Consider the following 25,075-nt stretch of genomic DNA (forward strand, 5'->3'; position numbering starts at 1 on the left):
ACACCGAAAGATGAATCGACCACAAACGTCGAATCACTCAGCGCGAAGCCCCGCGATCAGTCGACTAAACGCGAGAAAGACCAAGCGCCCCGGGCCGGAGTTCCCGGCCCGGGGCGACCCCCAGTTCAGGTCCCGGTTCAGCGGTCGCGTTCCTTGGCGAACAAGGACTTCGACCACACATACCCGGCGACCGAGAGCAGGACGCACCAGCCGATCGCGAGCCAGCCGCTGCTGCCGATCGGAGTGCCGAGCAGCAATCCGCGAAGGGTTTCGATGACCGGCGTGAACGGCTGGTAGTCGGCGAACCAGCGCAGCCACGCGGGCATCGAGTCGGTGGGCACGAACCCGCTGCCGAGGAACGGCAGCAGCATGAAGATCATCGGCGTGTTGCTGGCCGTCTCGACGCTCTTGGCCGCCAAGCCCAGCGCCACGGAAAGCCAGGTGAGCGCGATGGTCAGCAGCAACAGCAGGCCGGCGACCGCGAACCATTCGCCGACTCCCGCCGTCGGCGAGAAGCCGATGAGCAGCGTGACCCCGAAGACCACGGCGAGGGCGATCGTCGTCTGGATGAGCGCGCCGACGACGTGCCCGGTCAGCACCGACGCCTTGCTGATCGCCATCGTGCGGAACCGCGCGATGATGCCTTCGGTCATGTCCGTCGCCACGGAGATCGCGGTACCGAGAGCGGCGCTGCACACGGTCACGAGCAGGATGGCGGGCGTGACATAGCCGACGTATTCGGCTCTGCCGCCTCCGCCGCCGAGCCCGTTCCCGAGCGTGCCGCCGAAAACGTAGACGAACAGCAGCAGGAACACGATCGGCTGGCCGATCAGCATGAGGGTGAGCGACGGATACCGTCGCATATGCCGGATGTTGCGGCGCAGCATGGTCGCCGAGTCGCGCATCGAAAGGGACAGGGTGCTCATCGGGCCATCTCCTTGGTGGCGTCGGTCCGGTGACCGGTGAGGCTGAGGAACACGTCGTCGAGGTCCGGCGTGTGCACGGTGAGGCTGTCGACGGCGACGGCTTCGGCGTCGAGGCGGTCCAGCACGGCGCGAAGGGCGGCGACGGTGCCGTCGGTCGGCACGCGAAGCGCCAGCGCTTCTTCGTCCGAAATGGACACTCGAAGTACGCGAGTGGCGTCACGCAAGGAAATCGCGTCAGGGAACTTCAGCTGCATATGACCGCCGGAGACGCGTCGCTTCAGCTCGTCGGGCGTGCCCAGCGCGACGATCCGGCCGCCGTCGAGGACGGCGACCCGGTCGGCGAGCTGATCGGCCTCCTCCAGGTACTGCGTGGTGAGGAAGATCGTCACGCCGCTGTCGACGAGGTCACGGATGATCTCCCACATCGTGCGGCGGCTGCGCGGGTCGAGGCCGGTGGTCGGTTCGTCGAGGAAGATGACCTTCGGGTCGCCGATCAACGTCATCGCCAGGTCGAGTTTGCGGCGCATGCCACCCGAGAAGGTGGACGGTGCCTTCTTCGCGGCGTCGGACAGTTCGAACCGTTCCAGGAGTTCGGCGGCGCGCTTGCGCCCCGCACGACGCGGCAGATGGTGCAGATCCGCCATGAGGAACAGGTTCTCCTCGCCGGTGAGCAGATTGTCGACGGCGGAGAACTGGCCGGTGAGGCCGATGGCGGCGCGGACGCCGTCCGGGTCGGTGCCCAGATCGGCTCCGGCGATGGTCGCCGCACCGGCGTCCGGAGTGACCAAAGTGGACAGGATGTTGACCGTGGTGGTCTTGCCCGCCCCGTTGGGGCCGAGCAGCGAGAAGACGGTGCCGGTCGGGACGTGCAGGTCGATGCCGTCCAGAACGACCTTGTCGCCGTAGGACTTCCGCAGTCCGGTCGCGGAAATGGCCGGGTGTCTCATGGGTATTCCCTTCAGGAACGGTGGACGACGATGTCGCCGACGGAGGTACCGGCGCGGACTTCGACCTTGTCGGCCGCGTCGCCGGGCGCGGTGGCGGCGGTCATGTCGTTGATGACGCGGCCGAAGCGGGTGTTCACGTCGAGCCAGGCCGCGCTGCCCTCGCGGATGCCGACCTCGATGTCCCCCAACGACGTCTCGAGGGTGAGCGTGCCCCTCGCGGCGTCGAGCACCCGGACCGAACCGTTGGCGGTCTTGGCTTCGACGCCGCTTTCGGCCTTGTCGACGGTGATGTCGCCGTTGGCCGAACGGATGCGGATCGCACCGGCGGCGGCCCCGATCGTGGTGGGCCCGTTGGAGTTCTTGACCACCGCGGTGCCCTCGATCCCGCCGACGTGCACGCGGCCGGAGCTCGTGCTGATGTCGGCGTTGCCCTCGGCGTGCTCGACGACGATGTTCCCGGACGCGGAGTGCAGCTTCAGCTCCCCGGTTCGGTCGAGGTGGATGTGCCCGGTCCCGGACCGGTAGCGGCAGCCGCCGATCCGCCCGGTCACGGTCAGGTCACCGAGCCCGGTACTCCCCTGCACCCGGGAACCGGCGGGCAGTTCGATGGTCACGTCGATCGACCTCGTCCGGTTGGAGAAGTCGAGCAGGCGCATCTTCGGCGCACGGACGGTCAGTGTGCCGCCGGAGAATTCGACGACGGTCCGCTTCGCCGCGTCGACGTCGGAATCGTTGTTCTCGTCGAGCGGGGCCACTTCGACGACCGTGTCGGTGCGGTCGCCGGCGACGATGCGGACGTTGCCGACGACCGGCTCGAGGTCCGCGAGAATGGGTTCCGGGGTGGCGAAAGAAGGCATGGTTGTCCCCTCGAAGGTGATGTGATCGGTGTTTGTGCTGGTCTTCGGGGTCTAGCTGACCCAGCCGGTGTACCGCTGCGAACCGCGGTGACCGCCGCTCGCCGGGACGGGCGGCGTGGCCCGGTCCGACGGGTTCAACGCCGCGGACGCGGCACGCACGAGCCACGCGTTGACCGAACGGCCTTGCGCGGCCGCGGCTTCCTCGACGCGTGTCTTGAGGTGTTCCGGAAGCCGGAAGTTGATCCTGGCCGTCGCTCCTTCGTCCTCCGGCAGCGGCGCCGCCGGAGGCTCGGGCGCGGCGGCCGCGACAGGCTCGGCCTGGTCGACCGCGGGCAGCGCGACGGCGAAGCTGGCTTCCCCGGCACGCAACCGGACCTCGACCGAACCCGGCGCGAGGTCACGGGTGATCTCGTCCGACGCGGCGGACAACGCGTCCAGCAGCGCGAGACGAATGGCCGACGCGAGCGGCGCGGTCAGGCGTTCGGCGAGCGCGCTCGCCTCGGCTCCCCCTGCCTCGGCGGCGACGGCGAGTTCCCGGCGAACGTTGTCCACAAAGGGCGTCAAATCCATGATGCCATCATGGCACCATCATGGCACCGTGGCAAGGCCAATTTGGCGCCACAATGTGCCAAAGTGGCGTCAATGCAGGTCAGAGCCGGTTTTTGCCCCTTCGGCCAGTCTCCGCTGGCGGGGGAAGCAGGACGCGGGCGTACGCGTTGCCGGGATCGTTCACGGCGGGCCAGAATCGCCACGAGCCGCGCGGAAAGGAAGCGACCCGCCATCGAGTGTGGGGGTCACCCGAGGCGGGCCGCTACCCGGTTCCCACCGTACAAGAGCACCACTCGCTCATGCGGGCAACGCTTTTTGTCCCTGCGGCTCTTGACAAATCGAAGATCCACAGTGGACAGAAGAGAGCATATGCGACCAGTTCGGGTGAGCGTCTGCGCACTGGACCCCATCACCAAGGCCGGAATGGTCGACCTTCTCGAAGCGCGCCCGTCCGTGCAGGTGGCCGCAGACCGGGCATGGGACGAAACCGATGTCGTCGTCGCCGCGTTCGACCGGCTTTCCGGCGACGCGGTCACCGCGTTGCGTGCGGCCACCGCCGAATTCGGCAAGCCGATCGTGCTGGTGACCGACCGGATCGAGGAGGGAGGTCTCGCGGTGGCGGTGGCGTGCCGGGTGGTCGCCATCCTGCCGAGGTCGGCGATGACCGACTCCCGGGTGGCCGACAGCGTCCGTGTCGCCGCGTCGGGCGCCGTGGGCCCACCGCGGGAGCTGCTCGGCAGGCTGGCCGAACACGCCGAGCGGCTGCACCGGGAGATGCTCGCGCCGAACGGGCCCGCCGGGGCGGCGCTCTCCTCACGGGAGATCGATGTCCTCCGCCTGATGGCCGACGGGCTCGACACGCAGGAGATCGCCACCGAACTCGCCTATTCGGAGCGAACGGTCAAGAACGTCATCTACGCCGTCACCGACCGGCTACGGCTGCGGAACCGGTCGCACGCGGTGGCCTACGCGATCAGGGAAGGGGTCATCTGAAGACGCTCAGATGAGACCCTCGCGCAGCGCGTACGCCACGACATGGGTGCGGTTGCGCAGATTGAACCGGCTGAGCAGGCCGTGCAGGATGTTCTTCACGGTCCGGTCGGAGTAGGCCACCCGCCGGGCGATCTCGGCGGTGTCGAATCCTTCCGCGAGCAGCCGGAGCACTTCGGTCTCGCGCGGCGACAGACCGCTGAGCGTGAGCTCGCGGGGCTCGAGGACTTCCTTGTGCAGCCGTGAAATCCCGCGGAGCAGGCTGCCGAGCTGATCGGCGGGAAGATCGCCCCGGCCGGCGTGGGCGTCGGCGACCGCGCGCAGCAGCCGCCCCGGCGTCGCCTCGGAGCGCGCGACGACGACGGCGAGCCCGCGTTCCACCGCGGCCCACAGTTCGGCCTGGTTGGGCTCATCGGCCACCAGGACCAGCCGCGCGGACCCGGCCGGGATACGCCGCGGGTCGTTCCCCGCGACGGCGACGAGGACGTCGGCCCGCGCCGGGTCTTCGCGCAAGCTGATGCCGGGCCCGTCGCCGAGCGCGCTGCGCAGCCCCGCCCGCACCAGCGGATCGGCGGCGTGCACGGCGACCCGGATCTCCTCGGTCCGCACGACCGGGCGGACGGGCGTCGTCATGATCGTCGACATGCCTTCCAGGTAACCGGCCCGCGAGAAGGCCGGACAAGCGGAAGCAGGGGGCAGCTTTTCGTCATCGGAAGCCTGCCGGTTGAATGGGCCGCGGTGGAGGCGAACGAAAAGCGGTCGGTGTTCGGCAAGCTCCTGCTCGAACACCGGCGGGCCGCGGGGTGGACACAGGGGCGCCTGGCCGAGGCCTCCGGCATCAGTGTCCGTGCCCTCCGCGAGCTGGAGCGCGGCCGCGCGCGAGCCGCCCAGCAACGCTCCGCCGAGGTGCTGGCCGACGCGCTCGGCCTGACCGGCGGCGACCGGGAGTTCTTCCTGACCGTCGCCAAACAGGGACGTCGCCGAAATCCGGCGCTGGCCGCCCAGGCCGCGGCGACGTGCGCGCTGCCCGCGCCCACCGCGGATCTGTCCGGCCGCGAAAGCGAGCTGGAGCAGCTGTCCGCGAAGGTCGCCGAAGGTGGTGGCGTGGTCGCGATCGTCGGGCAGGCCGGGGTCGGGAAGACCGCGCTCGCGGTGACCGCCGCGGATCTGTGGCGCGCGGAGTTCCCGGACGGGGGCTACGCGGTGGACCTGCGCGGGATGGACGAACGACCGCTGAGCGCCGGGACCGCGCTCGACCGGCTGCTGCGCGCGCTGGACGTCGCGCCGGGGCAGGTGCCCGCCTCCGAAGCCGAACGGTCGGCGTTGCTGCGGATGCTGCTCGAAGGCCGCAAAGTCCTGCTGCTGCTCGACAACGCGGCCGACGAAGCGCAGATCCGGCCACTGCTGGTCACCGGGCCCGGCTCCCTCACCCTGATCACCTGCCGCCGGACGCTCGCCGGGCTCGAAGGCGCCCGGTGGCTCGGGCTCGAAGCGCTTTCGGACGACGGCGCGACCGGCCTGCTCGCCAAGATCGTCGGCGCCGACCGGGTGCGGGCGGAGCCCGCCGCGGCACGCGAACTCGCCGAGCTGTGCGGGTATCTGCCGCTCGCGCTCAGGATCGCGGGCAACCGGCTCGCCACCCGGCCGCAGTGGTCCCTGGCCCAGCTCGCCGAGCGGCTGCGCGACGAAAGCACCCGGCTGCGCGCGCTCGCGGCGGGCGATCTGCGGCTGCGCTCGGCTTTCGACCTGTCCTACCGCGCGGTCTCGCCCGAGGCTCGGCGGCTGTTCCAGTTGCTGGCGACCGTGCCCGGCGCCGACTTCGGTCTCGAACTCGCGGCCGTCGTCTCCGGCGCGTCGCCCGCCGACGTCCGCGACCAGCTCGACGAACTCGTCGACGCCAGCCTCCTGCAGACCACGGCGGAACCGGAGCGGCATCAGTTCCACGACCTGATCCGCCTGTTCGCCGAGGAACGGTTCGAGGCGGAGGAAGACCCGGCCGCACGGGACACCGTGCTCGCCCATCTGCTCGGCAAGGCGGCGGAGGCGGCCAGGCTGTTCTACCCCAAGGCGCCGGAGACCGGCCGGTTCGGCTCACGGGAAGAGAGCGCCCGCTGGCTGGACGTCGAAGGCGGGAACTGGGTCGCCGCGCACCGCGTGGCGGCACGGAAAGGTATGCACCGGGAGGTCAGGGACCTCGCCGTCGCGTTGCACTGGTACTCCGACGGGCGGAGTGCCCAGCGGCCGTGGTGGGAGATCTTCTCGCTCGGCGCGGCCGCGGCGAACGCGCTCGGCGACGCCGGGGCCGAGGCGAAGCTGCTCAACTTCGTCGGCTGGGCCGCCAGCGTCTGTCTCGGCGACGACGAGGGCGCTGTGGCGGCGCACCGCCGCGCGCTGGACATCGCCGCCGGGATCGGCGACCGCGTCGAGCGGACCTGGGCGTCCATCTATCTCGGCCAGGTGCTGCGGTTGACCGGAAGAGACGATGAAGCGTTCGAGTTCGCGAAGCGCGGGTACGAGCTGGCGCGCGAACTCCCGTTCTGGGACGGGCAAACCACGGCACGAAACCTCTACGGGCGCGCGCTGCTCAACGCCGGACGGCATTCCGAAGCGCTCGCCGTGCACCGGGCCGTGCTTTCCGATGCCGAGCGGCTGGCAGGCGAGACGTACCCTGGTTTCCATCGGCTGCTGAAGGCCCTGACCCTGCGCGCCATCGGCGACGTGCTCGGCGATCTCGCCGAATGGCGGGAGGCGGCGGGCCACTACCGCACCGGCCGATGGCTCGCCTGGGAAGGCGGTTTCGACGCCTTGGAGGCGACCTGCGCCTTCCGCGAGGGGCGGGCCTGGCGGGAGGCCGGCGCCTTCGAGGAAGCCAGGGAGTGCCTCACCCTGGCCATGGACCTCTCCGCCGGGCCGTCGTCCGGCGCGTTGCGCGAGCAGGCTTCGGCCGAACTGGCGCTCCTGCCCGCGGAGCGCCGACTAAGCTTCGGACCGACAGAGCGGGAGGGCCGATGACGGACGCGGACGGGCAGAGCCCGCGGGAGCGCTATCGCGACCAGGTGCGCGCGGAGATCAAGCAGCACGCGTGGGAACAGATCGCCGCCGCCGGGGTGCCCGCGCTGTCGCTCAACGCGATCGCCAAACAGGTCGGGATGAGCGGTCCCGCCCTGTACCGGTACTTCGCCAGCCGCGACGATCTCGTCACCGCGCTCATCCGCGACGCGTACCGGAGCCTCGCCGACACCGTTCGCGCGGCGTTCGACGGCGGCGCCGATCTGGCCGGGCTCGCCGTCACCATCCGGGACTGGGCCCGGAGCGACCCGCAGCGCTACTTCCTCATCTACGGCACGCCCGTTCCCGGCTACCACGCGCCCGAGGACACCACCGCCATCTCGAGCGAGGTCATGGCCGTGCTGCTCGAAGCGTGCCGCGCGATCACCGTGGACAAGCCGGAAACCCCGTTCGACGAACATCTGGACGGCCATCGCGACTGGGCGGGCGACGATCCGGCCCCGTCCTCGGCGCTGCACCGCGCGCTCTCGTTCTGGACCCGGCTGCACGGCGTGCTCTCGCTCGAACTCGCCGGCCACTTCGCCGGTATGAAGTTCGACCCCGACCTGTTGATCGCGGACGAACTGAACGACCTCACCTCCCGGTGACACAGCGCCTGGCCCGATCACCTTCGCAGTGAACCTTTCCCGCCTGCCGGGCGTCTTGCCCTGTGACGACGCGGCCGCCGCTGTTGACATACAACGCTGTAAGGTTATAGCTTCTAATCAAAGCGAGAGCCATTAACGACGCCGACCGGCCTGGCCGCTTCAGGGTTTCCGAGCGCTTCGGATGGGGACTTCGCCATGATTCACGGGGAGAAGATCAGCAGGACGACCGATCGCGTCAGAGTCGCCGTGTACGCCCCCGATCTGCTGGCCGGGCTCGGCACGACGAGCATCCTCGGCGCCGACGGTCGGCTGGCCGTGCTGCCCGGCACCGACCTCGGGCCCGCCGAAGTCATCGTGACGGTCGGGGATTCGATCGGCGACAGGGTTTTCACGTTCCTCCGTCAGGTTCGCGCCGCGTCGTCACTCGCCACGCCACCGAGATGCGTGATCGTCACCGACCATTTCCCGGTCCAGGTGCTGATGACGGCGATCGAATGCGGCATGGCCGCGTTGCTGCCGCGGCGCGAACTCGACGGCGAGCACCTGGTGCAGACGATCCTCGCGGTCAGCCAGGGCGCGGGCGTGCTGCCGCCGCGCCTGCAGGGCAGCCTGCTCTCCCAGCTCGAACGGATCCAGGAAGACCTGCTGGTACCCAACGGCCTCGCGTTGTCCGGCCTGTCCGACCGGGAACGAGAAGTCCTCCGCCTGCTGGCCGACGGCCATGGCACGGAAGATATCGCGGCCAAACTCGCCTATTCGGAGAGCACCGTGAAGAACATCCTCCACCGGGTGATGTCTCGATACGGCCTGCACAACCGCACGCACGCCGTCGCCTTCGCGTTGCGCACCGGCTCGATCTGATCGCCTGCCGAAGGGCCGGACGCTGCGGAAATGGGAGCCGCTGCCTGACCTCCTCGTGAGTGGTAAGGACGGTTCTAACCGTCCTTACCACTCACGAGGGGACCTGGACCAGCCTTAACGTGCCGTTGCCGGCGTTCTGGTGTCCGTGAAGGCCTCCTTCCCTACCTTGAGCGTAGGGAAGGAGGCCTTCACGGACCCGCGACCGACCAGCAGCCACCTCCAGTAGGTACGCAAGACACCGTTGGCTCTAACCGTCCTTACCACTCACGAGGTTGACGACGGCCTACGCCCTCGGTCACCGGAGCTGAACGCGGCCCAGCAACCGGTCGACCAGCTCGGGAAGCGGCTGCTCCTCCGGACCTTCCAGCCACAGCACGTTCCCTGTCCGCAACGTGGCAAGGAAGGTCGCCGCGGTGAGCCGGGCCAGCTCCTGATCGAGGCCGTGCCCCCTGGCGAGCAGCACCGCGATCAGGTCGCGTTCGAGAGCGAACTGATCGCCCGCCTGCCGCGCGAGCAGCGACGGATGCCGTCGCAGCAGCCGTAGCTGCGCCACCCATTCACGGTCGGGGACGGGGTGCGCCCGGTACAGCTCCCGGCACGCCGCCCGCAGCGCCCGCCAGGGCTTCTCGCCCGGCGGCCTGCCCTCGACCAGCGACACCAGCAGCCCGGTGCGCTCGCGGTCGGCGTGCAGGATCGCGTCCTCTTTGTTCGCGAAGTAGTTCGAGAACGTCCGCCGGGAGACGCCCACCGCGTCGGCGATGTCCTCGACGGTCACGCCGTCCAGCCCGTGCTCCATCGCCAGCCGGAGCGCGGCCTCGTGCAGCGATTGCCGCGTCGCCGCCTTCTTGCGGGTGCGCAGCGTGTCGAGGGTGTCCACCAGGACAGCGTAGCGAGGGGAATAAAGTTCTCACTGTGCAAGTTTGCACAATGAGCAACAACTGCCGCTCGAAAGGACGCCATGAAGACCGAGGGAACGACGGCGGAGGCACCGTCAGGGGCGATGAGACACCGCCAGGTGCTCGAATCGCTGTCCGGTCTGCTGCTCGCGCTGCTCGTGGCGATGATCAGCTCGACGGTCGTGTCGACCGCCCTGCCGTTGATCATCGGCTCGCTGAACGGCACGCAGACGCAGTACACGTGGGTGGTCACGGCCACCCTGCTGGCGGCGACGGCCACCACCCCGATCTGGGGCAAACTCGCCGATCTGTTCAACAAGAAGACGCTGGTGCAGATCGCGATCGTGATCTTCGTGATCGGTTCGACGATCAGCGGGTTCAGCCAGAACACCGGGCAGCTGATCGCCGCCCGGGCGTTCCAGGGCATCGGCGTCGGCGGCCTGCAGGCGCTGGTCCAGGTCGTGATCGCGGCGATCATCCCGCCGCGGGAACGCGGCCGCTACAACGGTTACCTCGGCGCGGTCATGGCGGTCGCCACCGTCGGGGGGCCGCTGCTCGGCGGCCTGATCGTGGACGTGCCGTGGCTCGGCTGGCGCTGGTGCTTCTTCGTCGGCGTGCCGATCGCGGTGGCGGCGTTCATCGTGCTGCAGCGGACCCTGAAGCTGGAGACCGTGCGCCGGGAAGGCGTCCAGGTGGACTACCTCGGCGCGGGTCTGATTGCGGCGGGCGTGAGTGTCCTGCTGATCTGGGTCTCGTTCGTCGGCAACGGCTTCGACTGGCTGTCCTGGCAGACGGCCGTGATGGTGGCGGGCGGCGTCGTCCTCCTCGCCTTCGCCGTGCTGGTGGAGCGAAAGGTCCGTGAACCGGTCGTCCCGTTGCACATCATCACCCGGCGCACCCCCGCGCTGGCGATCATCGCGAGCCTCGCGGTCGGGATGGCGATGTTCGGCGGCGCGGTGTTCCTCGGCCAGTACTTCCAGGTCGGCCGCGGCTACTCCCCCACCGAAGCCGGTCTGCTGACCATTCCGCTGATGGGCGGCGTGCTCGTCTCGTCGACCGTGTCCGGGCGCCTGATCAGCCGCACCGGACGGATGAAGCCGTACATCGTGGCGGGCACGATCACCCTGGTGATCGGCTTCCTCGGGCTGGGCACCGTCGACCACGCCTCGCCGCTGTGGCTGGTCGGCGTCGCGATGGCGATCGTCGGCGTAGGTGTCGGCATGACGATGCAGAACCTCGTCCTCGCCGTGCAGAACACCGTGCCGCTGCGGGATCTGGGCGCGGCCAGCGCTTCGGTCACGTTCTTCCGGTCGCTCGGCGGCACCATCGGCGTCTCGGTGCTGGGCGCGGTGCTCGCGAACCGGGTCACCGCCGACCTGTCCACCGCGCTGCCCGTACCGGCGGGCCAGGCGTCGACGGGCAGCGTCAGCGCGCTGAACCTCAAGGCGCTGCCGCCGGAGGTCCAGACGATCGTGCACACCGTGTACGGCGACGCGACCGCGCACATCTTCCTGATCTCCGCGGCGGTGGGTGTCGTGGGCGTGATCGCGGCACTGCTGCTCAAGCCGCTCACCCTGCGCACCACGCTCGACGTGGAGACGGCAGCCCCGGCGTCCGACGCGGTCGTCAGGTAGGCGCGCGATGAACAGGGCCTTCGAGTCCACTGTGGAGCGTTTCGGCCCGCCCCGGCACCACACGGGGCGGGCCATCCTGGCCGGGGTCGACGGCTCCGACACGGCGATGCGGGCGGCCGCCTTCGCCTTCGGCATGGCCCGGCGCGAGGGCGGCAGGCTGATCGTCGCCTTCGTCTGCCGTCCGGCGCTCGGTCCCGCAATCGCGGCGACGGTGGAACACGACACGGCAGTGCGGCTCTACGAAGAGATCCGCGAGCAGATCCGCACGGCGGCCGAAGAGCTGGAAGTGCCGGTCAGCTTCCTGAAGACCTTCGGCGATCCGTACACCGCGCTCCGCGACACCGCCGACCGCAGCCAGGTCGACACCGTCGTGGTCGGCGCTTCACAGAAGGCCGGTCACCGGTTCGCGGGGTCGGTCGCGACCAAGCTCATCAGGACCGGGCACTGGCCGGTGCTGGTGGTTCCCTGACGACCGGCCGCCGAGGAACGAGACGGCGCCCACCGCGGCGACGACGAGCGCACAACCCGCCAGTTGCAGCGGGGTCGGCCACTGGCCGAGCAGGGCGGCACCGAACAGGATCGCGGCGGCGGGTTGCAGCATCAGCACGGCCGACCCGCCGCTCGCGGGCAGCGCGGACAAAGCCTTCCCGATCAGGAGCCAGCCGAGCACCTGACCGGTCACGGCCAGCACGAACAGCCACAGCAACGCCCAAGCCGGCGGCGTGACGTCGAGGTTTCCGGCGAGCAGACCCGAAAGCCCGCCAACGCTCGCCGACGCCGCGGTCGCGGTGGCGAGCATCGCCGTGCGCCCGCCGCCGTCGGATCCGGCGCGACGCAACAGGATCAGGTAACCGGCGTAGGCGACTCCCGCCAGCACCGCCATGACGGTGCCGTACCAGGGATCGCTGCCCACGGCACCGCCGTCCGCCAGCCCACCGGCCAGCGCGGTCCCCGCCAGCATCACCGGAATGGACAGCCAGAACGCCCGCGGCGGCCGCTCGCCGAACCACAGCAGACCGGCCAGGGGGACGAGGACGACCTGGACGTTGACCAGCGCCGTGGCGACGCCCGCGCCGACGGAGAGGATCGCCTCGCTCCACAGCACCATGTCGACGCCGAGCAGGACACCGGCGAGCACGTGGCGCCGGCGTGCGGCCGGGGTGGGACGGTGCCCCCGCTCCCTGGAACGCGCCAAGATCACCAGGATCGGCAACGCGAACAGGCAGCGGAAGAACGTCGCCGTCGTCGAGCTGACCCCGGACAGGGCGACGAGCGGGGCGGACAGGGCGATCGCGAGCGCGCCGAGGACTCCCTGTGTCCTCGGATCGACGAAGAATCCGGTGTGCCGCATGCCTTCGATTCGATCGCACGGCGGCGGGCAGGACCAGCGAGATCCTCTTACCCCGAGGGTTAAGCTCGGCTAATGAGTGGCGATCTGTCCAATGTGGAACGGCTGCGGATGCTGCACGCGGTGTGGCGGCGGGGATCGCTCGCCGCGGCGGCCGAGCTGCTGCACGTGACGCCGTCGGCGATCTCCCAGCAGCTGACCAAACTGGAGCGGGAGGCAGGCACCGGGCTCCTCGTCCGGCACGGGCGCGGCGTGCGGCTCACCCCGGCGGGGCTGCTGCTGGCGCAGCGCTCGGACCGCGTGCTCGCCGAACTCCGCGCCGCCCGCGCGGATCTGGACTCCCTCACCGGGGAGACGACCGGTGTGGTCGAGATCGGCGCCATCCCCTCCGGGGTGCACACGTTCATCGCGCCGGCGCTCACCGGCCTCGCCGTCCGCCACCCCGGCATCGAGGCGCGGCTGCACGAGGTCGAACCCGAAGTCGCCCTTCCCGCGCTGGCCGACGGTGTCTTCGACGTCGTGGTCGTCGAGAGCTGGGAGAACCTGCCGCTCACCCGCCCGCCCGCGACCCGCTGGACCGGACTGCGCGACGACTCGGCGATGATCGTGCTCCCGGCCGGGCATCCGCTGGCCGGCGCGGATTCGGTCCGCGCCGAAGACCTCGCGGACGAGATCTGGGTCGCCTGGGCCCGGCCGACGCTGGCGAACGCCTGGATCCGCCAGACGCTGCGTGAACGCGGGATCGAACCGATCGTGCGGCATACGGTCAGCGGGTTCGGCACCCAGTTCGCCGTCGTCGCCGGGCTCGGCGCTGTCACGCTGGTGCCGGGCATGGCCACCACGATCGCGCCGCCGACGGTGGTGTGCGCCCCGCTCGAACCGGTCCTGCATCGGCAGCTCTACGCGGTGCAGCCTCAGGGGGAAACGCGGCCCGCTGTCGCGGAGTGCGTCACGGCCCTGGTGGAGGCCGCGAGATCTTGGGGCTCGTGAGCGGCAGTACGGCCCGGTACATGAAGGCCTCCTTCCTGTACCTAGTTTCCCCGGCTGAGCCGAGGGAAGGGGGCCTTCACGCGCTGCTGCTGTGACTGCTGGTGCATGTGGGGCGAACGTGACGATTACCGAGTCCGTGAAGGCCCCCTTCCCTACCCTCAAGGTAGGCAAGGAGGCCTTCGCTACCTTCTCCCCGAGGGATGGGGGCCTTCGCTACCTTCTGCCCGCCCACGGTCGCCACACCCACCAGCAGTCACACCCGCTCGTGAGTGGTAGGGACGGTTAGAACCGTCCCTACCACTCACGAGGCGAGTCAGCCGCGACCGCAGAGGGCGTGGTCGATCACCGGATCCAGCGGGTTCCCCGCCGGCGGTTCGGCACCGGGGTGGTACGGCGTGAGCGTGTTCAGCGAAACCATCACGCTGCGCTTGCCGTCCTCGGTCACGCCGTTGCCCGTCAGGTAGCCGGGCAGCGCGCCGCCGTGGCCCCAGTAGTCACCGCAGGAAACGGTCGACTTCACCAGACCGAGCCCGTACGCGCCAAGACCCGGCGCGGGCACGGTCTTCTTCATCTCCGCCAGCATCGACGGCGGGAGCACCCTGCCGCCCAGCAGTGCCCGGAGGAACTTGTTGCCGTCCTCGGTGGTGCTGTTGATCGATCCGTCCGCTCCCCCGCCCATCGACGGATTCATCAGGGTCACGTCCACCCGCCGTCCGAGCCGCGGCGGATTCGAGCCCTCGACGACGAACCGGTCGTACCCTCGCGCGTGCGGAGCCGGGATGAACGGCGACGTGTACGGCAGGGTGGTCTCGCGCAGGTTCAGCGGGCGGACGATCCGGTCGATGATCTCCTGCTGCCAGTCCCGGCCGGTCACCTTCTCGGTGATCATCCCGGCGAGCACGTAGTTGGTGTTGGAGTAGCCCCAGCTCGTCCCGGGTGCGAACTCCGGCGGCTTGCCGACCGCCAGCTTCACCGCGTCGGATGCGCTGAGCTCGTCGAACCGGTGACGCAGAAAGCCCTTCTCGGTGAAGAGATCGAGTTCCGCCATGTAGTCGTGCAGCCCGCTGGTGTGCTGCAGCAACTGCCGGACGGTGATGGCGTTGCCGTCGTTGCCGTTCCCGCTCACCACCCCCGGCAGCCACCGATCAACGGTGTCCCCCAAGGAAAGCCGTCCCTCTCCGACGAGCTGGAGCATCGTCGCGGACAGGAACGTCTTGCTGAAACTCGCGATCCGGAAATGCCCGTCCCACGGCACCGGTGTCCGGGTCCGCAGATCGCCGTGGCCGCTGCGCACCTTGACGCTGCCCCTGGCCGTACTGACCTCCACGAGCGCGCCGGGTGAACCGTTCGCCACGAGTGTGTCGGCGTCGCGCTGCAGTGTCCGCTGCAGCGGTGGCGTCGCGGACGCGACGGCCGGGGAAACGAGCGTTGCCGCGCAGATCGCGGCGATGACCACTGAAGTTCGTTTCATACCGGCAAAACTACGAAGCGACGGTGCATCGGGCATCGGCTTGAAGAACGATGCCGCATACCTCCCTGGTACTAGCCGCGAACAGGGGGCGTCTCAGGGTTTCAGGTCCATCCGGAGAAATTCGGTGACGCGGAGCAGTTTCGGCGGGCGGGTCACGCCGTCGGGGAATTCGTCCGCCCCGACGAGCCGCGGACCGGTGAGGTCCACTTCCCGCCCGTCGATCCGAAGCCGCGCTTGCCCCGCGGCCATGATGTTGCGCACCCAGTCCGCCTCCGGGCCGTACACCGGGACGAACAGGTAGCCGCCGTCGACGGGATGCGCGTCGAGCGGCGTGTGGCGGGTCTTTCCCGAGGTGCGGCCGACGTGGATCAGCACCGGGTACTTCCCCGCGGCGATCGCACGGGGGTTGAACACCCGCTTGGTGACGTGGCCCCACCATCTCGGCATCGGCATCGGACTCTCCTCTCGATGGCCTTACACTCGTAAGGTTGGCTTACACCTGTAAGGTTGTCAATGTGCCGCCTCGCCGATCACTCACCAGGGACCGCGTACTGAAGGCCGCGATCGAAGTCGCCGATCGCGGTGGCGTGGAAGCGATGACGATGCGCCGGGTCGCGCAGCACCTGGGCGTGGAGGCCATGTCTCTGTACCACCACGTGCCGAACAAGGACGCGATCCTCGACGGCGTCGTCGACGCGGTGTTCGCGGCGATCGAGCTGCCCGGCACCGAAATCGCCGATTGGCGTGACGCGATCCGCGCGCGTGCTTCGTCCGCACGCGAGGTCCTGTCGCGGCACAGCTGGGCGCTGGGCCTCATGGACTCCCGCCGGAATCCGGGGCCGGCGACGCTCCGACACCACGACGCCGTCCTCGGCGTCCTTCGGCGAGCGGGATTCACGCTGCCGATGGCGGTGCACGCCGTCTCGCTCATCGACAGCTACATCGGCGGATTCGTACTGCAGGAGTCGAACCTCCCGCTGAGCGAAGACGTCCCGGGGGTCGCGGACGACATCCTCGACACCCTGCCGCGTGACGAGTTCCCTTATCTGGCCGAGGTGATCACCGAGCACGCCCAGCGGCCGGGTCACGACCACACGAAGGAATTCGCCTACGGCCTCGACCTCATCCTGGAAGGCCTCGAAGCTCGCAGGAAATGACTCAGCGGCCCACTCCCGGCAGCGCGAGGGCCAACCGCGCCACCGGCGGCAGCGGCGACCGTTCCGGCACGGCCCGGAAGGCCTGGATCACGAGCGCGGCGAACCGGCGGGACGCCGCCACCTGCGCGGCCGCCGAAGCGGCCTGGATCCCGTTGTTGGCCATGAGCATGAGGATCAGGTCGTCGAGGACGAAGTCGGGGCGCAGTTTCCCGGCGTCCTTGGCCCGGCCCGCCAGCTCGGCGATCGCCTTGAGCGCGTAGTCGCGATCCGCGGTGAAGTCCACCGCCTTGGGAAAGGCCGAGACGAAAGCCGCCGTGAAGCCCCGGTCGCGCGAATGCACCTCGCAGATCTTCTCGATCACGGAACAGAAGCCGCGCCATGGATCCGGGTCGGCGAGCCCCTCGTCGACGACGGCGTGACAGGTGCGCATCTGCTCGGCGAACGCCTCCGTCGCCAGTATCTCCTTGGTCGGGAAGTGGCGGTACAGCGTGGCGGGGCCGACTTCGGCGCGGCGCGCGACCTCCCGCAGCGGCACGTTCAGGCCCTCGGTGGCGAACAGCACGCGAGCGGCTTCGAGGATGCGTTCGCGGTTGTCCACGGCGTCGGAGCGCGGGATCCGAGACAAATGATCGGTCACCGCTCTCACTTTAGCCAAAACGGACGGGGGCGTCCGTTAACGTCCGCCGGACCAGTGATCAACGACCAGGAGACGAAATGCGCGCAGTCGAGATCCGGACGTTCGGCGCCCCCGAGGGCCTCGCCGTGATCGACGTCCCCTCCCCCGTTCCCACCGAGGGAGAAGTGCTGATCAGCGTGGAAGCGATCGGTGTCGGCGGCGTCGACACCGTGATCCGCAGCGGCGCTCTCGCCGGTTTCGGTTTCCAGGAAGGATTCGTCCCCGGCAACGAGGTGGCCGGTACCGTCACGGCGGTCGGCGGCGGCGTCGATCCGGCCTGGGCCGGGCGGCGCGTCTGGGCGTTCACCGGCGAGGGCGGCGGCTACGTCGAACAAGCGGCCGTCCCGGCGGAGAAGATCGTCCCCCTTCCCGAGAACCTGACGGCCGCCGACGCGGTGGCCGTCGGGACTTCCGGCATGGTGGCGCATTTCGCTCTCGCCCACGCCCATTTCACGGCGGGCGAGTCGGTGCTGGTGCGCGGTGCGGCGGGCAGCATCGGGATCATGGCGGCGCAGCTCGCGGCACACGGTGGCGCGAGCGCCGTGGCGGTCACGACGTCCTCGGCCGAACGCGGCGACCGCCTGCGCGAGCTGGGGGCGACCCACGTCCTCGACCGGTCCGGCGAGGGGGACGGGCCGGCCGGTTACGACGTCATCATCGACATCGTGTCCGGTGTGGACATGCCGTCCTTCTTCGACCGGATGAATCCGAACGGCCGCATGGTCGTCGTCGGCGTCGTCGCGGGCATGCCCCCGGCGGACTTCGGCGCGAAGCTGATGGCGACCTTCCGGAAGTCCCTGTCGGTCGCGGCTTTCAGCGCGGACTCGATCCCCGAGCCGGACCGGCGGGCGGTGAGCACGGAACACTTCGGCGCGGCGGCGAACTGCGCGCGGTGGTGCACGAGGTACTGCCGCTGGAGAAAGCCGTTCTGGCGCATCGGAAGATGGACGACGGCGACGTGTTCGGCAGGATCGTCCTGACCCCGTAGACCGGTCCATTGTGGAGTGCCGTGTCACCCGGTCAGTGCAAGTTTCCCCATCGCGTGCGCCGTCGCACTAGGCTGCCCACTCGTGCCCGATCCGATACCCGAAGGACCTGGATTCACTGCGGTCGGCTTGCGGCCGCTCTCGGACGGCGAAAGCACCGGCGCCTACTGCGTGAACGACGCCGGGGTGATCGTGGGCGAGTCGGGGTCGCGGCCGGTGCGCTGGGACCGCGACGAGGATCCCACGCCGTTGCCGATCCTCGACGGCTGTTCCGGCGGACGCGCGGTCAGCGTCAACGCCGCGGGGGTCATCGCGGGTTCGCTCCTCGCCGGAGAGCAACTCCGGCCCGTGTGCTGGCGGCCCGACGGCCGGGTGCACGCGCTCGAACTCCCCGACGGGGCGGTCTCCGGCACGGCGTGCCGGGTGAACGCACGCGGGTCGATATTGGGGAACGCCATGTGGCCGGGCTATCGCTGGCGGGCACTGCGCTGGGAACCGGGCGGGGAAACCGTCGAACTCGCCGCCCTGCCCGGGGACGGCGAGACGCAGGGGGAGGACCTGAACGGCCTGGACGAAGTCGTCGGATCGGCCAAAAACAGCTCGGGCGTCCGCACCGCGGTGCGCTGGTCATCGTCGGGGAAGATCAGCACACTGCCCCCGCCCCGCCGCGCGACGGCGTGCGGGATCACCGACTCCGGCGCCATCCTCGGCGACGGGGTCGTGTGGAACCGTGACGGAGGCACCGTCCTGCTGACCGGGGAACCGGAGTTCTCCGCGGGACAGGTCGTCCGGATCACCGGAGGAGGTGTCGCGATCGGCTGGGGCCTGACCCCGGACCGGCGCGGCATCGGCGCGCGCTGGGATCGCGATGGACGGCCCACCGTGCTCCGGCCCCTGCCTTCGGACGTCGCCAGTACGTGTTTCGACATCGACGAAGCCGGGACCGTCGTCGGCGAGTCCGAGAGCCGGGAAACGACGCGGCCGGTGTGCTGGGACGCGGACACGACACCCTTCCCGCTCCCGTCCCCTCGCGGTATCACGGCGATCATGGCCCAGCACATCAACGCGAGCGGCACCGTCATCATCGGCTACGGCTTCGCGGCGGACAGCTCCGCATATCGCGGGATCGCCTGGCACCGTTCGTGAAGCCGCCCGGTCAGGCCGTCGCGAGCTCGATCGCCCGCCGCATCGCCTCGTCGAGCGGAGTCCCGAGGCGGAGGGCCGTTCGCCCGGCGGCGAAGACCGCCCCGGTGGCCGAGCCGACCAGCGCCGCGGCGTCGAGCTCGTCGATCTCGCAGGCTTGGCACAGCGCGGCCGAAAGCCGCTCCTGAGCGTCGAAGGCCCGCTGCAGCATCGTCGCGCGCAACGACGGCACCGACGTGATCAGGTCCAGCCGGATCCGCTCGGGCGCGGCGGCCGGATCGCGGAGCCCAGCGCCCGCCTCGGCGAGCATCCCGAGCATCGCGCGCCGCAGAAGCGTTGCAGGTGTCTCGCCCGCCCCTCGCGCGGCGAGCACGTCCAGGCCCACGCGCAGGATGTGCTCGCCGTCGCCGGTGAGGACCAGGTCTTCCTTCGTCGCGAAGTGGTTGAAGAACGTCGCGGTGGACACCTCGGCGGCCGCGGCGATCTCGGCGGTGGTCGTCCGGTCGTAGCCCTGCCGTTCGAAGAGCCGGTACGCCGTCTCGATCAACACCTTCCGGGTGCGCCATTTCTTCCGTTCCCGCAAACCCACCGGCTCGGTCATGACGCGAGCGTACTGGATCGACATCAAAATTAGAGCTACTCTAATTTTAGAGCCGCTTTACCCAAGGAGAGCCGCATGATCCTCGACGCGTTCCTCGACCGGCTGGAGTACCGCGAGCCCGTCCGGCCGGATCCGGCCACGCTCCGGAACCTGCACCGCGCGTGGCGGCTGCGAGTGCCCTACGAGAACCTCGACCTCCAGCTCGGCAAGACGATCCTGCTCGACCCGGAAGCGTTGATCGACAAGTTCACGCGCCGTCGGCGGGGCGGGCTCTGCTATGAGATGAACGGCGCGCTCGCCCTTTTGCTGCGAGCGGCCGGATTCGAGGTGACCGTCGTGGAAGCCGCCGTCCTGCGCTCGACTCGCGGCGAAGGCCAATGGGGCAACCACATCGCCCTGCTGGTCGACGTCGAGGGCGAGACCTGGCTCGCCGACACCGGGATCGGAGACGCGTTCCTCGAACCCCTTCCGGTGCGGGAAGGCACGTATCGGCAAGGACAACTGCCGTTCCGGATCGAGCGCCTCGATGACGAGACCTGGCGGATGCACCACCATCCCGGTGGCACGGTCGACTCCTGCGACTTCCGCACCGTGCCCCGCGAGGTCACCGAATTCGCCGAACGGGACGAGATCAGGTCGCCGGAGTCCCCGTTCGCCAGGGTGCTCGTGGCTCAACATCATCGTGACGGACGCGAGCTGGCACTTCGCGCGCGCACGGTCAGACGCGGCGACGGCGAACGCCGCACGCTGTCCTCTCTCGACGAGTTCGCCGAGACGCTGCGGGAGTTCCGTATCCCGGTGGAGGACATCGGCGCCGGGAAACTGGCGGCCCTCTGGGCCAAGACCGAAGAGCAGCACGAGGCGTGGCTGGCCATCCAGGCGAAGTCGGACGACAGGGGTTGAACCCGCCTGTCCGGGGTATGCCCTGATCATGGAAGTCGACGCCGTGGTGATCGGATCGGGGCCGAACGGCCTGGTCGCGGCCAATCTCCTGGCCGACGCCGGCTGGGAGACACTGGTCATCGAGGCCACTGCCAAGCCCGGTGGCGCGGTACGGACCGAGGAACTCACCGCTCCCGGTTTCCGCAACGACGTCTACAGCGCTTTCTACCCGCTCGGTGCGGCGTCACCGGTGCTCGCCGGGCTGGAACTCGAAGACCACGGCCTGCGGTGGCGGCACGCCCCGGCGGTGCTGGCGCATGTGCTGCCCGACGACCGGTACGTCCTGCAGTCCCGTGACCTTGACCGCACCGCGCGTTCCGTGGCGGAGTTCGACAAACGGGACGCGGACAGGCTGCGGGCCGAATACGCGAACTGGCGGCGTCTGCGCGAACCGCTGCTCGACGCGATCGTGCGCCCCTTTCCGCCGGTGCGGCCGGGGGCACGGCTGGTCAAGACGCTCGGCACGGCGGAATCGCTCCGGCTGATGAGGATGCTGACCTTGACCTCCCGTGGTCTCGGCAAGGAGAAGTTCGACGGCGAGGGCGCCCGTCTGCTGCTCGCGGGCAACGCCATGCACACCGACCTCGGCCCGGACCAGGCCGGGAGCGGTGTCTTCGGCTGGCTGCTGACCATGCTCGGTCAGGACGTAGGATTCCCGGTCCCGGAAGGCGGGGCCGGCTGTCTGACCGACGCGCTGGTAAACCGGCTGTCCGCCAAGGGCGGGGAGATCGTCTGTGGCACGCCGGTCACCGAAGTGACGCTGTCGGGCGGCCGTGCGGTGGGTGTCCGGGACACGGACGGCCGACGGGTGCGTGCCCGCCGGGCGGTGCTCGCCGACGTCCCCGCTCCGGTGCTCTACCGGGATCTGGTCGGCGCCGGGCACCTTCCCTCGCGGCTGGTGTCCGATCTGGACCGGTTCGTCTGGGACGACGCCACCATCAAGGTGGACTGGGCCTTGTCCTCGCCCATCCCGTGGAGCGCCGCCGAAGTCGGCGAGGCCGGGACCGTCCACATCGGAGCGGATCTCGACGGCCTCGCCGGGATCGCCAACGACCTCGCCTGCGGGCGAGTGCCCGGCGACCCGTTCCTGTTGCTCGGGCAGATGACCACCGCGGACCCGACCCGCTCCCCCGCCGGGACCGAATCGGCCTGGGCCTACACGCATGTGCCGAGGGGCGAGATCTGGTCCGCTTCCCGGTTGCGCCGCCACGCGGACCGGATGGAAGAGGTCATCGAGAGGCACGCACCCGGTTTCCGCGGCCTGATCGCGGGCCGGGCGATCGCCGGGCCCGCCGAACTGGAGGAAGGGAACCACAGCCTGGTGGAAGGTTCGATCAACGCCGGGACCGCGGCCATCCAGCAACAGCTCTTCTTCCGGCCCGTCCCCGGTCTCGGCCGGGCCGACACCCCGATCGACCGGCTCTTCCTGGCGTCGGCGTCGGCGCATCCCGGTGGCGCGGTGCACGGCGCACCCGGATCGAACGCCGCCAGGGCGGCCCTCGCCCGGGACGGCTGGGCCGGTTCCGTCTACCGCGCGACAGTGCGTGCCGCGCACCGCGCCGTCTATCGATGAAGATCGTCGTCACCGGCGCGAGCGGGAACATCGGGACCGCCCTGCTCCGGGCGCTGGCCGGAGACGAGCACGACGTGCTCGGAGTGGCACGCCGCCGCCCCGACACGACGGCCGCGCCCTACTCGTCGGCCCGCTGGGTCCAGCAGGACATCGGCGCGAACGACGCCTGGCCGCGGTTGACCGAGATCTTCGACGGCGCCGACGCCGTGGTGCACCTCGCCTGGGCGATCCATCCGCGCGCCGACGATCCGGCGATGCGCCGGACCAACATGGCGGGCAGCGCGAACGTCCTGCGCGCGGCCGCCGACGCCGGCGTGAACCACATCGTGTGCGCGTCGTCGGTCGCCGCCTACACACCGGCCGACCGGTGGGACGAGGTGGATGAGGAATGGCCCTGCGGCGGGCTCCCCGAAAGCGCCTACAGCGCCGGAAAAGCGGCCTTCGAGTCCAAATTGGACGAATTCTGCCGTGATCACCCGGGGATCGGGGTGGCGCGGATCCGTCCGTGCGGTGTCGCGCAGCCGGACGCCGCGGCCGAGTTCTCGGGGTGGCTGCTCGGCCCGCTGGCGCCACCGTTACCGCTGGGCGGCAAAGGGCTGCCGGTGCCGTTGTGGCCAGGGCTGCGGATGCAGGTGGTGCACTCCGACGACGTGGCACAAGCGATCCGGGCGATCCTCGACCGCCGTGCGACCGGTGCGTTCAACCTCGCCGGCGAGCCCGTCCTCGACAGCCGCGACCTCGCCGCGCTGGCAGGCGGGTTCCGGGTTCCCGTACCGCTGAGGCTGCTGACCGGACTGGCCTGGCCGAGCTGGCGGCTGGGCCTGCAACCACTGCATCCGTCCTGGCTGCGGCTCGCCGACCGAGCGTCCCTTGTGGACACCCGGCACGCACGGGAGGAACTCGGCTGGCGACCTCGGCACGACGCGGCGGCCACGATCAGGGAACTGCTCGCCGCCATCCGCGCCGGGCGACGGGGCGACAGCCACCCCCTCGACCCGCCGCGCGACCGGGTACGGCTCGGGCGGCCGAGCCATCAGGATCAGTCCGGCGGTTGAGCGGCTGAAAAGTCCGTCCTCAATCGGCGGCTTCGCGCCCCTTGGCGAGATCCGCGAGACGTCGCAGGGATTCCCGGTTCCTCGGCACCAGGAAGAGCGCCTGCGCGGCCTCCGGCAGCACGCGGCCAGGCCCGCGGGTCGCCTGCTCGGACATCAGGATCTCCGTGGTCGCCGACGCGGTTTCCCGCAGTTCCAACCGGATCCGCGCGGTACCGAAAGGCCAGGCCCGCGCCTCGAGTTCGAGCAGCCTCGGCGGGTCGACTGCGTGCACCTTGGTGACGTCGTCGAGCAGGAGGGGCCAAGAGCCGACGCAGTGGTGGATCCGCGTTCCCCGCGCCGGCCAGCCCTTGTCGACGTCACGGATGTGGGAGGCCCCCACGACCCAGGCCGCGTAGGTCCAGCCGTCGGCGAGCACCTCGAACACGCGCTCGGGAGAAGTGTCTACCGTCGTCTTCACGTCGACCATGAACCCATCCGCCCTGGATACCCGGCCGGCTCGTTTCCGGCTCGCCTCACCCGAGGCGGATACCCTGCGGCGGCAAGGGCAAACCCGAACGCCGCTATCCCACCCGCGCACTGGAGTGTTCCTCGACCGTCCACGACCGGGTCCGGGATCGATCGAGGAACCGGGCTTCGTCCTCGGCGACCCCGGAATCCTCGGCAAGCACGAGAGCCAGCCAGGCGCGACGGGTGGCCTCATCGGCGAACTTCATGTGTGTGATCACGTCGAAGTCGGCGGGAAACCCGCGTGCTCCGGCCTCCGGCAGGTAATTGCGGGCATAGAGGGCCGGCGCGGGTGCGAGGCCGAGGACGAGCGGGACGTGATGGTTCTCGTAATATTCGACGAACTCGGACCGGCTGAGGCCATCACGGGCCTTGAGCAGGGCGATGGTGGTGATCACTGCAGGCGCTCCCTTCATCGGTGCCGATCAGTTCACCACACCGCCTACCCGGTCCAGCACCGCACGCGTGTAACCGGCGGTGTCGGCCGCTCACCGAGATCGACGGTACTGGCCGTTCAGCAGCTCTCCGCTCGCTTCGGGGTGTCCCACGTGGTCGAGCATCATCGCAGCGGACCACGAGGTGCCGAGCGGGTTGCCTCGCCCCGCCCGGCGATGTCGGGCGCCCAGCCGCGCACCGGCTGGAACATCGACGGGAATTCCCTGTCCAGGTGGAGGTTCGCCGCCGGAGCGACACTGATGCTCGCGGCCGCGCTCACAGGACCAGTCGAAGGAGTCGCAGGGAATTATTGAGGGGTAAGTCAAATGTGGCGTGACCGAGCCGCTGCGGTGAAAGACCCCTTCGCTGAGTCAAGGCAGAGGCGGCAGTCAGCTGCGCTCTGAGTGTCCACAAGGGACGCTTTCCAGTGACGAAATGTCTGCTTCAAGGCCATATGCCCGATTTGAGGAGAGGTCGTAAGTGGCGTTTCGGGTTCTATTGAGGGGTAAGGCAAATGTGGCGTGTCGCGAAAGCCACCTTCGCGACGTCAGCTGAAGTGATCGACCCAGGTGGTGGTGAAGGCCTCCTTGCCTACCCTGACGGTAGGGAAGGGGCTCTTCGCTACGCCGTCGACATGGCTTTCGCGACACGATCGAAGGCGGCCATGAGCGGACCGCCCACCGCACCCGACACGTTTGCCCTACCCCTCAAAGAGCCCGATGACACGTAGCTTAAGTTGATCTTGGGCGAGGTTGACGGGTGGAGTGAAGGCTCCCTCGCTGCCTGGTCGTGGGTCGGGTTGGTCGTGAGTGGCGTTTCGGGTTCTCACCCGAAACGCCACTCACGACCCCCTCGCGAAATCGCCCTCCGGACATCGA

At 69.7% G+C, this 25,075-nt stretch carries 26 protein-coding genes and 1 pseudogene; 13 read left to right on the top strand and 14 right to left on the bottom strand.

The window, feature by feature from the left end:
• Positions 1-137: 137 nt before the first annotated feature.
• Genes AC069I_RS34135 through AC069I_RS34150 form a run of 4 tightly spaced genes read right to left on the bottom strand, consistent with a single transcriptional unit; the run spans position 138 to position 3,300 of the window.
• On the bottom strand, positions 138-926 hold the full coding sequence (locus AC069I_RS34135) for an ABC transporter permease (protein WP_478230157.1): 789 nt from the start codon (positions 924-926) through the stop codon (positions 138-140).
• Positions 923-1,873, bottom strand: a complete 951-nt coding sequence (locus AC069I_RS34140; protein ID WP_478267242.1) for an ATP-binding cassette domain-containing protein — start codon at positions 1,871-1,873, stop codon at positions 923-925. Before AC069I_RS34140 ends, AC069I_RS34135 begins: the two co-directional genes overlap by 4 nt.
• Positions 1,874-1,884: 11 nt before the next feature.
• Positions 1,885-2,730, bottom strand: coding sequence for a DUF4097 family beta strand repeat-containing protein (locus AC069I_RS34145; protein WP_478230159.1), 846 nt, complete (start codon positions 2,728-2,730; stop codon positions 1,885-1,887).
• 51 nt (positions 2,731-2,781) lie between these two features.
• Positions 2,782-3,300 (bottom strand): Arc family DNA-binding protein, encoded by a 519-nt coding sequence (locus tag AC069I_RS34150; RefSeq protein ID WP_478267243.1) that lies wholly within the window; start codon positions 3,298-3,300, stop codon positions 2,782-2,784.
• Positions 3,301-3,702: 402 nt separating this feature from the next.
• Between AC069I_RS34150 and AC069I_RS34155 the strand changes: the two genes are divergently transcribed.
• A complete protein-coding gene (locus tag AC069I_RS34155; protein ID WP_478267254.1) occupies positions 3,703-4,272 on the top strand; it encodes a helix-turn-helix transcriptional regulator in 570 nt (189 codons plus the stop codon).
• Positions 4,273-4,278: 6 nt separating this feature from the next.
• Here the strand turns inward: AC069I_RS34155 and AC069I_RS34160 are convergent, their stop codons facing one another.
• A complete protein-coding gene (locus AC069I_RS34160) occupies positions 4,279-4,914 on the bottom strand; it encodes a helix-turn-helix transcriptional regulator (RefSeq protein ID WP_478230161.1) in 636 nt (211 codons plus the stop codon).
• A 93-nt stretch (positions 4,915-5,007) separates the two neighbouring features.
• On the opposite strand from AC069I_RS34160, the gene AC069I_RS34165 reads away from it, so the two are divergent.
• The 3 genes from AC069I_RS34165 to AC069I_RS34175 all read left to right on the top strand — a co-directional run bounded on the left by AC069I_RS34165 (position 5,008) and on the right by AC069I_RS34175 (position 8,786).
• On the top strand, positions 5,008-7,281 hold the full coding sequence (locus AC069I_RS34165; RefSeq protein WP_478267244.1) for an ATP-binding protein: 2,274 nt from the start codon (positions 5,008-5,010) through the stop codon (positions 7,279-7,281).
• Entirely contained in the window at positions 7,278-7,925 is a 648-nt protein-coding gene (locus AC069I_RS34170) for a TetR/AcrR family transcriptional regulator (RefSeq protein WP_478230163.1), read from the top strand. The genes AC069I_RS34165 and AC069I_RS34170 overlap by 4 nt, the downstream gene beginning before the upstream one ends.
• A gap of 195 nt (positions 7,926-8,120) precedes the next feature.
• The gene (locus AC069I_RS34175; protein WP_478267245.1) at positions 8,121-8,786 is read left to right on the top strand and encodes a helix-turn-helix transcriptional regulator; all 666 of its coding nucleotides are present in this window, start codon (positions 8,121-8,123) and stop codon (positions 8,784-8,786) included.
• 295 nt (positions 8,787-9,081) lie between these two features.
• Here the strand turns inward: AC069I_RS34175 and AC069I_RS34180 are convergent, their stop codons facing one another.
• On the bottom strand, positions 9,082-9,663 hold the full coding sequence (locus AC069I_RS34180) for a TetR/AcrR family transcriptional regulator (protein WP_478267246.1): 582 nt from the start codon (positions 9,661-9,663) through the stop codon (positions 9,082-9,084).
• Between the two features lie 81 nt (positions 9,664-9,744).
• Here AC069I_RS34180 and AC069I_RS34185 point away from each other — a divergent pair, with 81 nt between their 5' ends.
• Both AC069I_RS34185 and AC069I_RS34190 read left to right on the top strand, forming a co-directional pair.
• Complete coding sequence (locus AC069I_RS34185) at positions 9,745-11,316, top strand: MDR family MFS transporter (protein WP_478267247.1); 1,572 nt, start codon at positions 9,745-9,747, stop codon at positions 11,314-11,316.
• A gap of 7 nt (positions 11,317-11,323) precedes the next feature.
• Positions 11,324-11,785, top strand: a complete 462-nt coding sequence (locus AC069I_RS34190; RefSeq protein ID WP_478267248.1) for a universal stress protein — start codon at positions 11,324-11,326, stop codon at positions 11,783-11,785.
• On the opposite strand, the gene AC069I_RS34195 is transcribed toward AC069I_RS34190, so the two are convergent.
• Positions 11,699-12,667, bottom strand: coding sequence for a DMT family transporter (locus AC069I_RS34195; protein ID WP_478267249.1), 969 nt, complete (start codon positions 12,665-12,667; stop codon positions 11,699-11,701). The genes AC069I_RS34190 and AC069I_RS34195 overlap by 87 nt on opposite strands.
• 72 nt (positions 12,668-12,739) lie before the next feature.
• Between AC069I_RS34195 and AC069I_RS34200 the strand changes: the two genes are divergently transcribed.
• Positions 12,740-13,654, top strand: a complete 915-nt coding sequence (locus AC069I_RS34200; RefSeq protein ID WP_478230168.1) for a LysR family transcriptional regulator — start codon at positions 12,740-12,742, stop codon at positions 13,652-13,654.
• 313 nt (positions 13,655-13,967) lie between these two features.
• Here AC069I_RS34200 and AC069I_RS34205 read toward each other — a convergent pair whose 3' ends face one another.
• A complete protein-coding gene (locus AC069I_RS34205; protein ID WP_478230169.1) occupies positions 13,968-15,125 on the bottom strand; it encodes a serine hydrolase domain-containing protein in 1,158 nt (385 codons plus the stop codon).
• A gap of 93 nt (positions 15,126-15,218) precedes the next feature.
• Positions 15,219-15,578, bottom strand: coding sequence for a nitroreductase family deazaflavin-dependent oxidoreductase (locus AC069I_RS34210; protein WP_478230170.1), 360 nt, complete (start codon positions 15,576-15,578; stop codon positions 15,219-15,221).
• A 62-nt stretch (positions 15,579-15,640) separates the two neighbouring features.
• Here AC069I_RS34210 and AC069I_RS34215 point away from each other — a divergent pair, with 62 nt between their 5' ends.
• Positions 15,641-16,282 (top strand): TetR/AcrR family transcriptional regulator C-terminal domain-containing protein, encoded by a 642-nt coding sequence (locus AC069I_RS34215; protein WP_478230171.1) that lies wholly within the window; start codon positions 15,641-15,643, stop codon positions 16,280-16,282.
• 1 nt (position 16,283) lies between these two features.
• Here AC069I_RS34215 and AC069I_RS34220 read toward each other — a convergent pair whose 3' ends face one another.
• Positions 16,284-16,919, bottom strand: coding sequence for a TetR/AcrR family transcriptional regulator (locus AC069I_RS34220; protein ID WP_478230172.1), 636 nt, complete (start codon positions 16,917-16,919; stop codon positions 16,284-16,286).
• 77 nt (positions 16,920-16,996) lie between these two features.
• On the opposite strand from AC069I_RS34220, the pseudogene AC069I_RS34225 reads away from it, so the two are divergent.
• A pseudogene (locus AC069I_RS34225) lies at positions 16,997-17,946 on the top strand (zinc-dependent alcohol dehydrogenase family protein).
• A gap of 82 nt (positions 17,947-18,028) precedes the next feature.
• Positions 18,029-19,090, top strand: a complete 1,062-nt coding sequence (locus AC069I_RS34230; RefSeq protein WP_478230174.1) for a hypothetical protein — start codon at positions 18,029-18,031, stop codon at positions 19,088-19,090.
• Between the two features lie 10 nt (positions 19,091-19,100).
• On the opposite strand, the gene AC069I_RS34235 is transcribed toward AC069I_RS34230, so the two are convergent.
• Positions 19,101-19,688 carry a TetR/AcrR family transcriptional regulator gene (locus AC069I_RS34235; protein WP_478267250.1) on the bottom strand — a complete coding sequence of 196 codons (588 nt, stop codon included), beginning with the start codon at positions 19,686-19,688 and terminating at the stop codon, positions 19,101-19,103.
• 75 nt (positions 19,689-19,763) lie between these two features.
• Here AC069I_RS34235 and AC069I_RS34240 point away from each other — a divergent pair, with 75 nt between their 5' ends.
• From AC069I_RS34240 to AC069I_RS34250, 3 genes are read left to right on the top strand one after another with little or no spacing between them, the layout of a single operon-like run.
• Complete coding sequence (locus AC069I_RS34240; RefSeq protein ID WP_478230176.1) at positions 19,764-20,591, top strand: arylamine N-acetyltransferase family protein; 828 nt, start codon at positions 19,764-19,766, stop codon at positions 20,589-20,591.
• 28 nt (positions 20,592-20,619) lie between these two features.
• The gene (locus AC069I_RS34245) at positions 20,620-22,203 is read left to right on the top strand and encodes a phytoene desaturase family protein (protein WP_478230177.1); all 1,584 of its coding nucleotides are present in this window, start codon (positions 20,620-20,622) and stop codon (positions 22,201-22,203) included.
• Positions 22,200-23,258: an NAD-dependent epimerase/dehydratase family protein gene (locus AC069I_RS34250; RefSeq protein WP_478230178.1), complete on the top strand. Its 1,059-nt coding sequence runs from the start codon at positions 22,200-22,202 to the stop codon at positions 23,256-23,258. The genes AC069I_RS34245 and AC069I_RS34250 overlap by 4 nt, the downstream gene beginning before the upstream one ends.
• 19 nt (positions 23,259-23,277) lie before the next feature.
• Here the strand turns inward: AC069I_RS34250 and AC069I_RS34255 are convergent, their stop codons facing one another.
• The 3 genes from AC069I_RS34255 to AC069I_RS34265 form a co-directional block, all read right to left on the bottom strand.
• On the bottom strand, positions 23,278-23,724 hold the full coding sequence (locus tag AC069I_RS34255; protein WP_478230179.1) for an SRPBCC family protein: 447 nt from the start codon (positions 23,722-23,724) through the stop codon (positions 23,278-23,280).
• A 94-nt stretch (positions 23,725-23,818) separates the two neighbouring features.
• Positions 23,819-24,160, bottom strand: coding sequence for an EthD domain-containing protein (locus AC069I_RS34260; RefSeq protein ID WP_478230180.1), 342 nt, complete (start codon positions 24,158-24,160; stop codon positions 23,819-23,821).
• A 161-nt stretch (positions 24,161-24,321) separates the two neighbouring features.
• Entirely contained in the window at positions 24,322-24,477 is a 156-nt protein-coding gene (locus AC069I_RS34265; RefSeq protein ID WP_478230181.1) for a hypothetical protein, read from the bottom strand.
• Positions 24,478-25,075: the final 598 nt, after the last annotated feature.

The sequence above is a fragment of the Amycolatopsis sp. NPDC043885 genome (assembly GCF_056435685.1).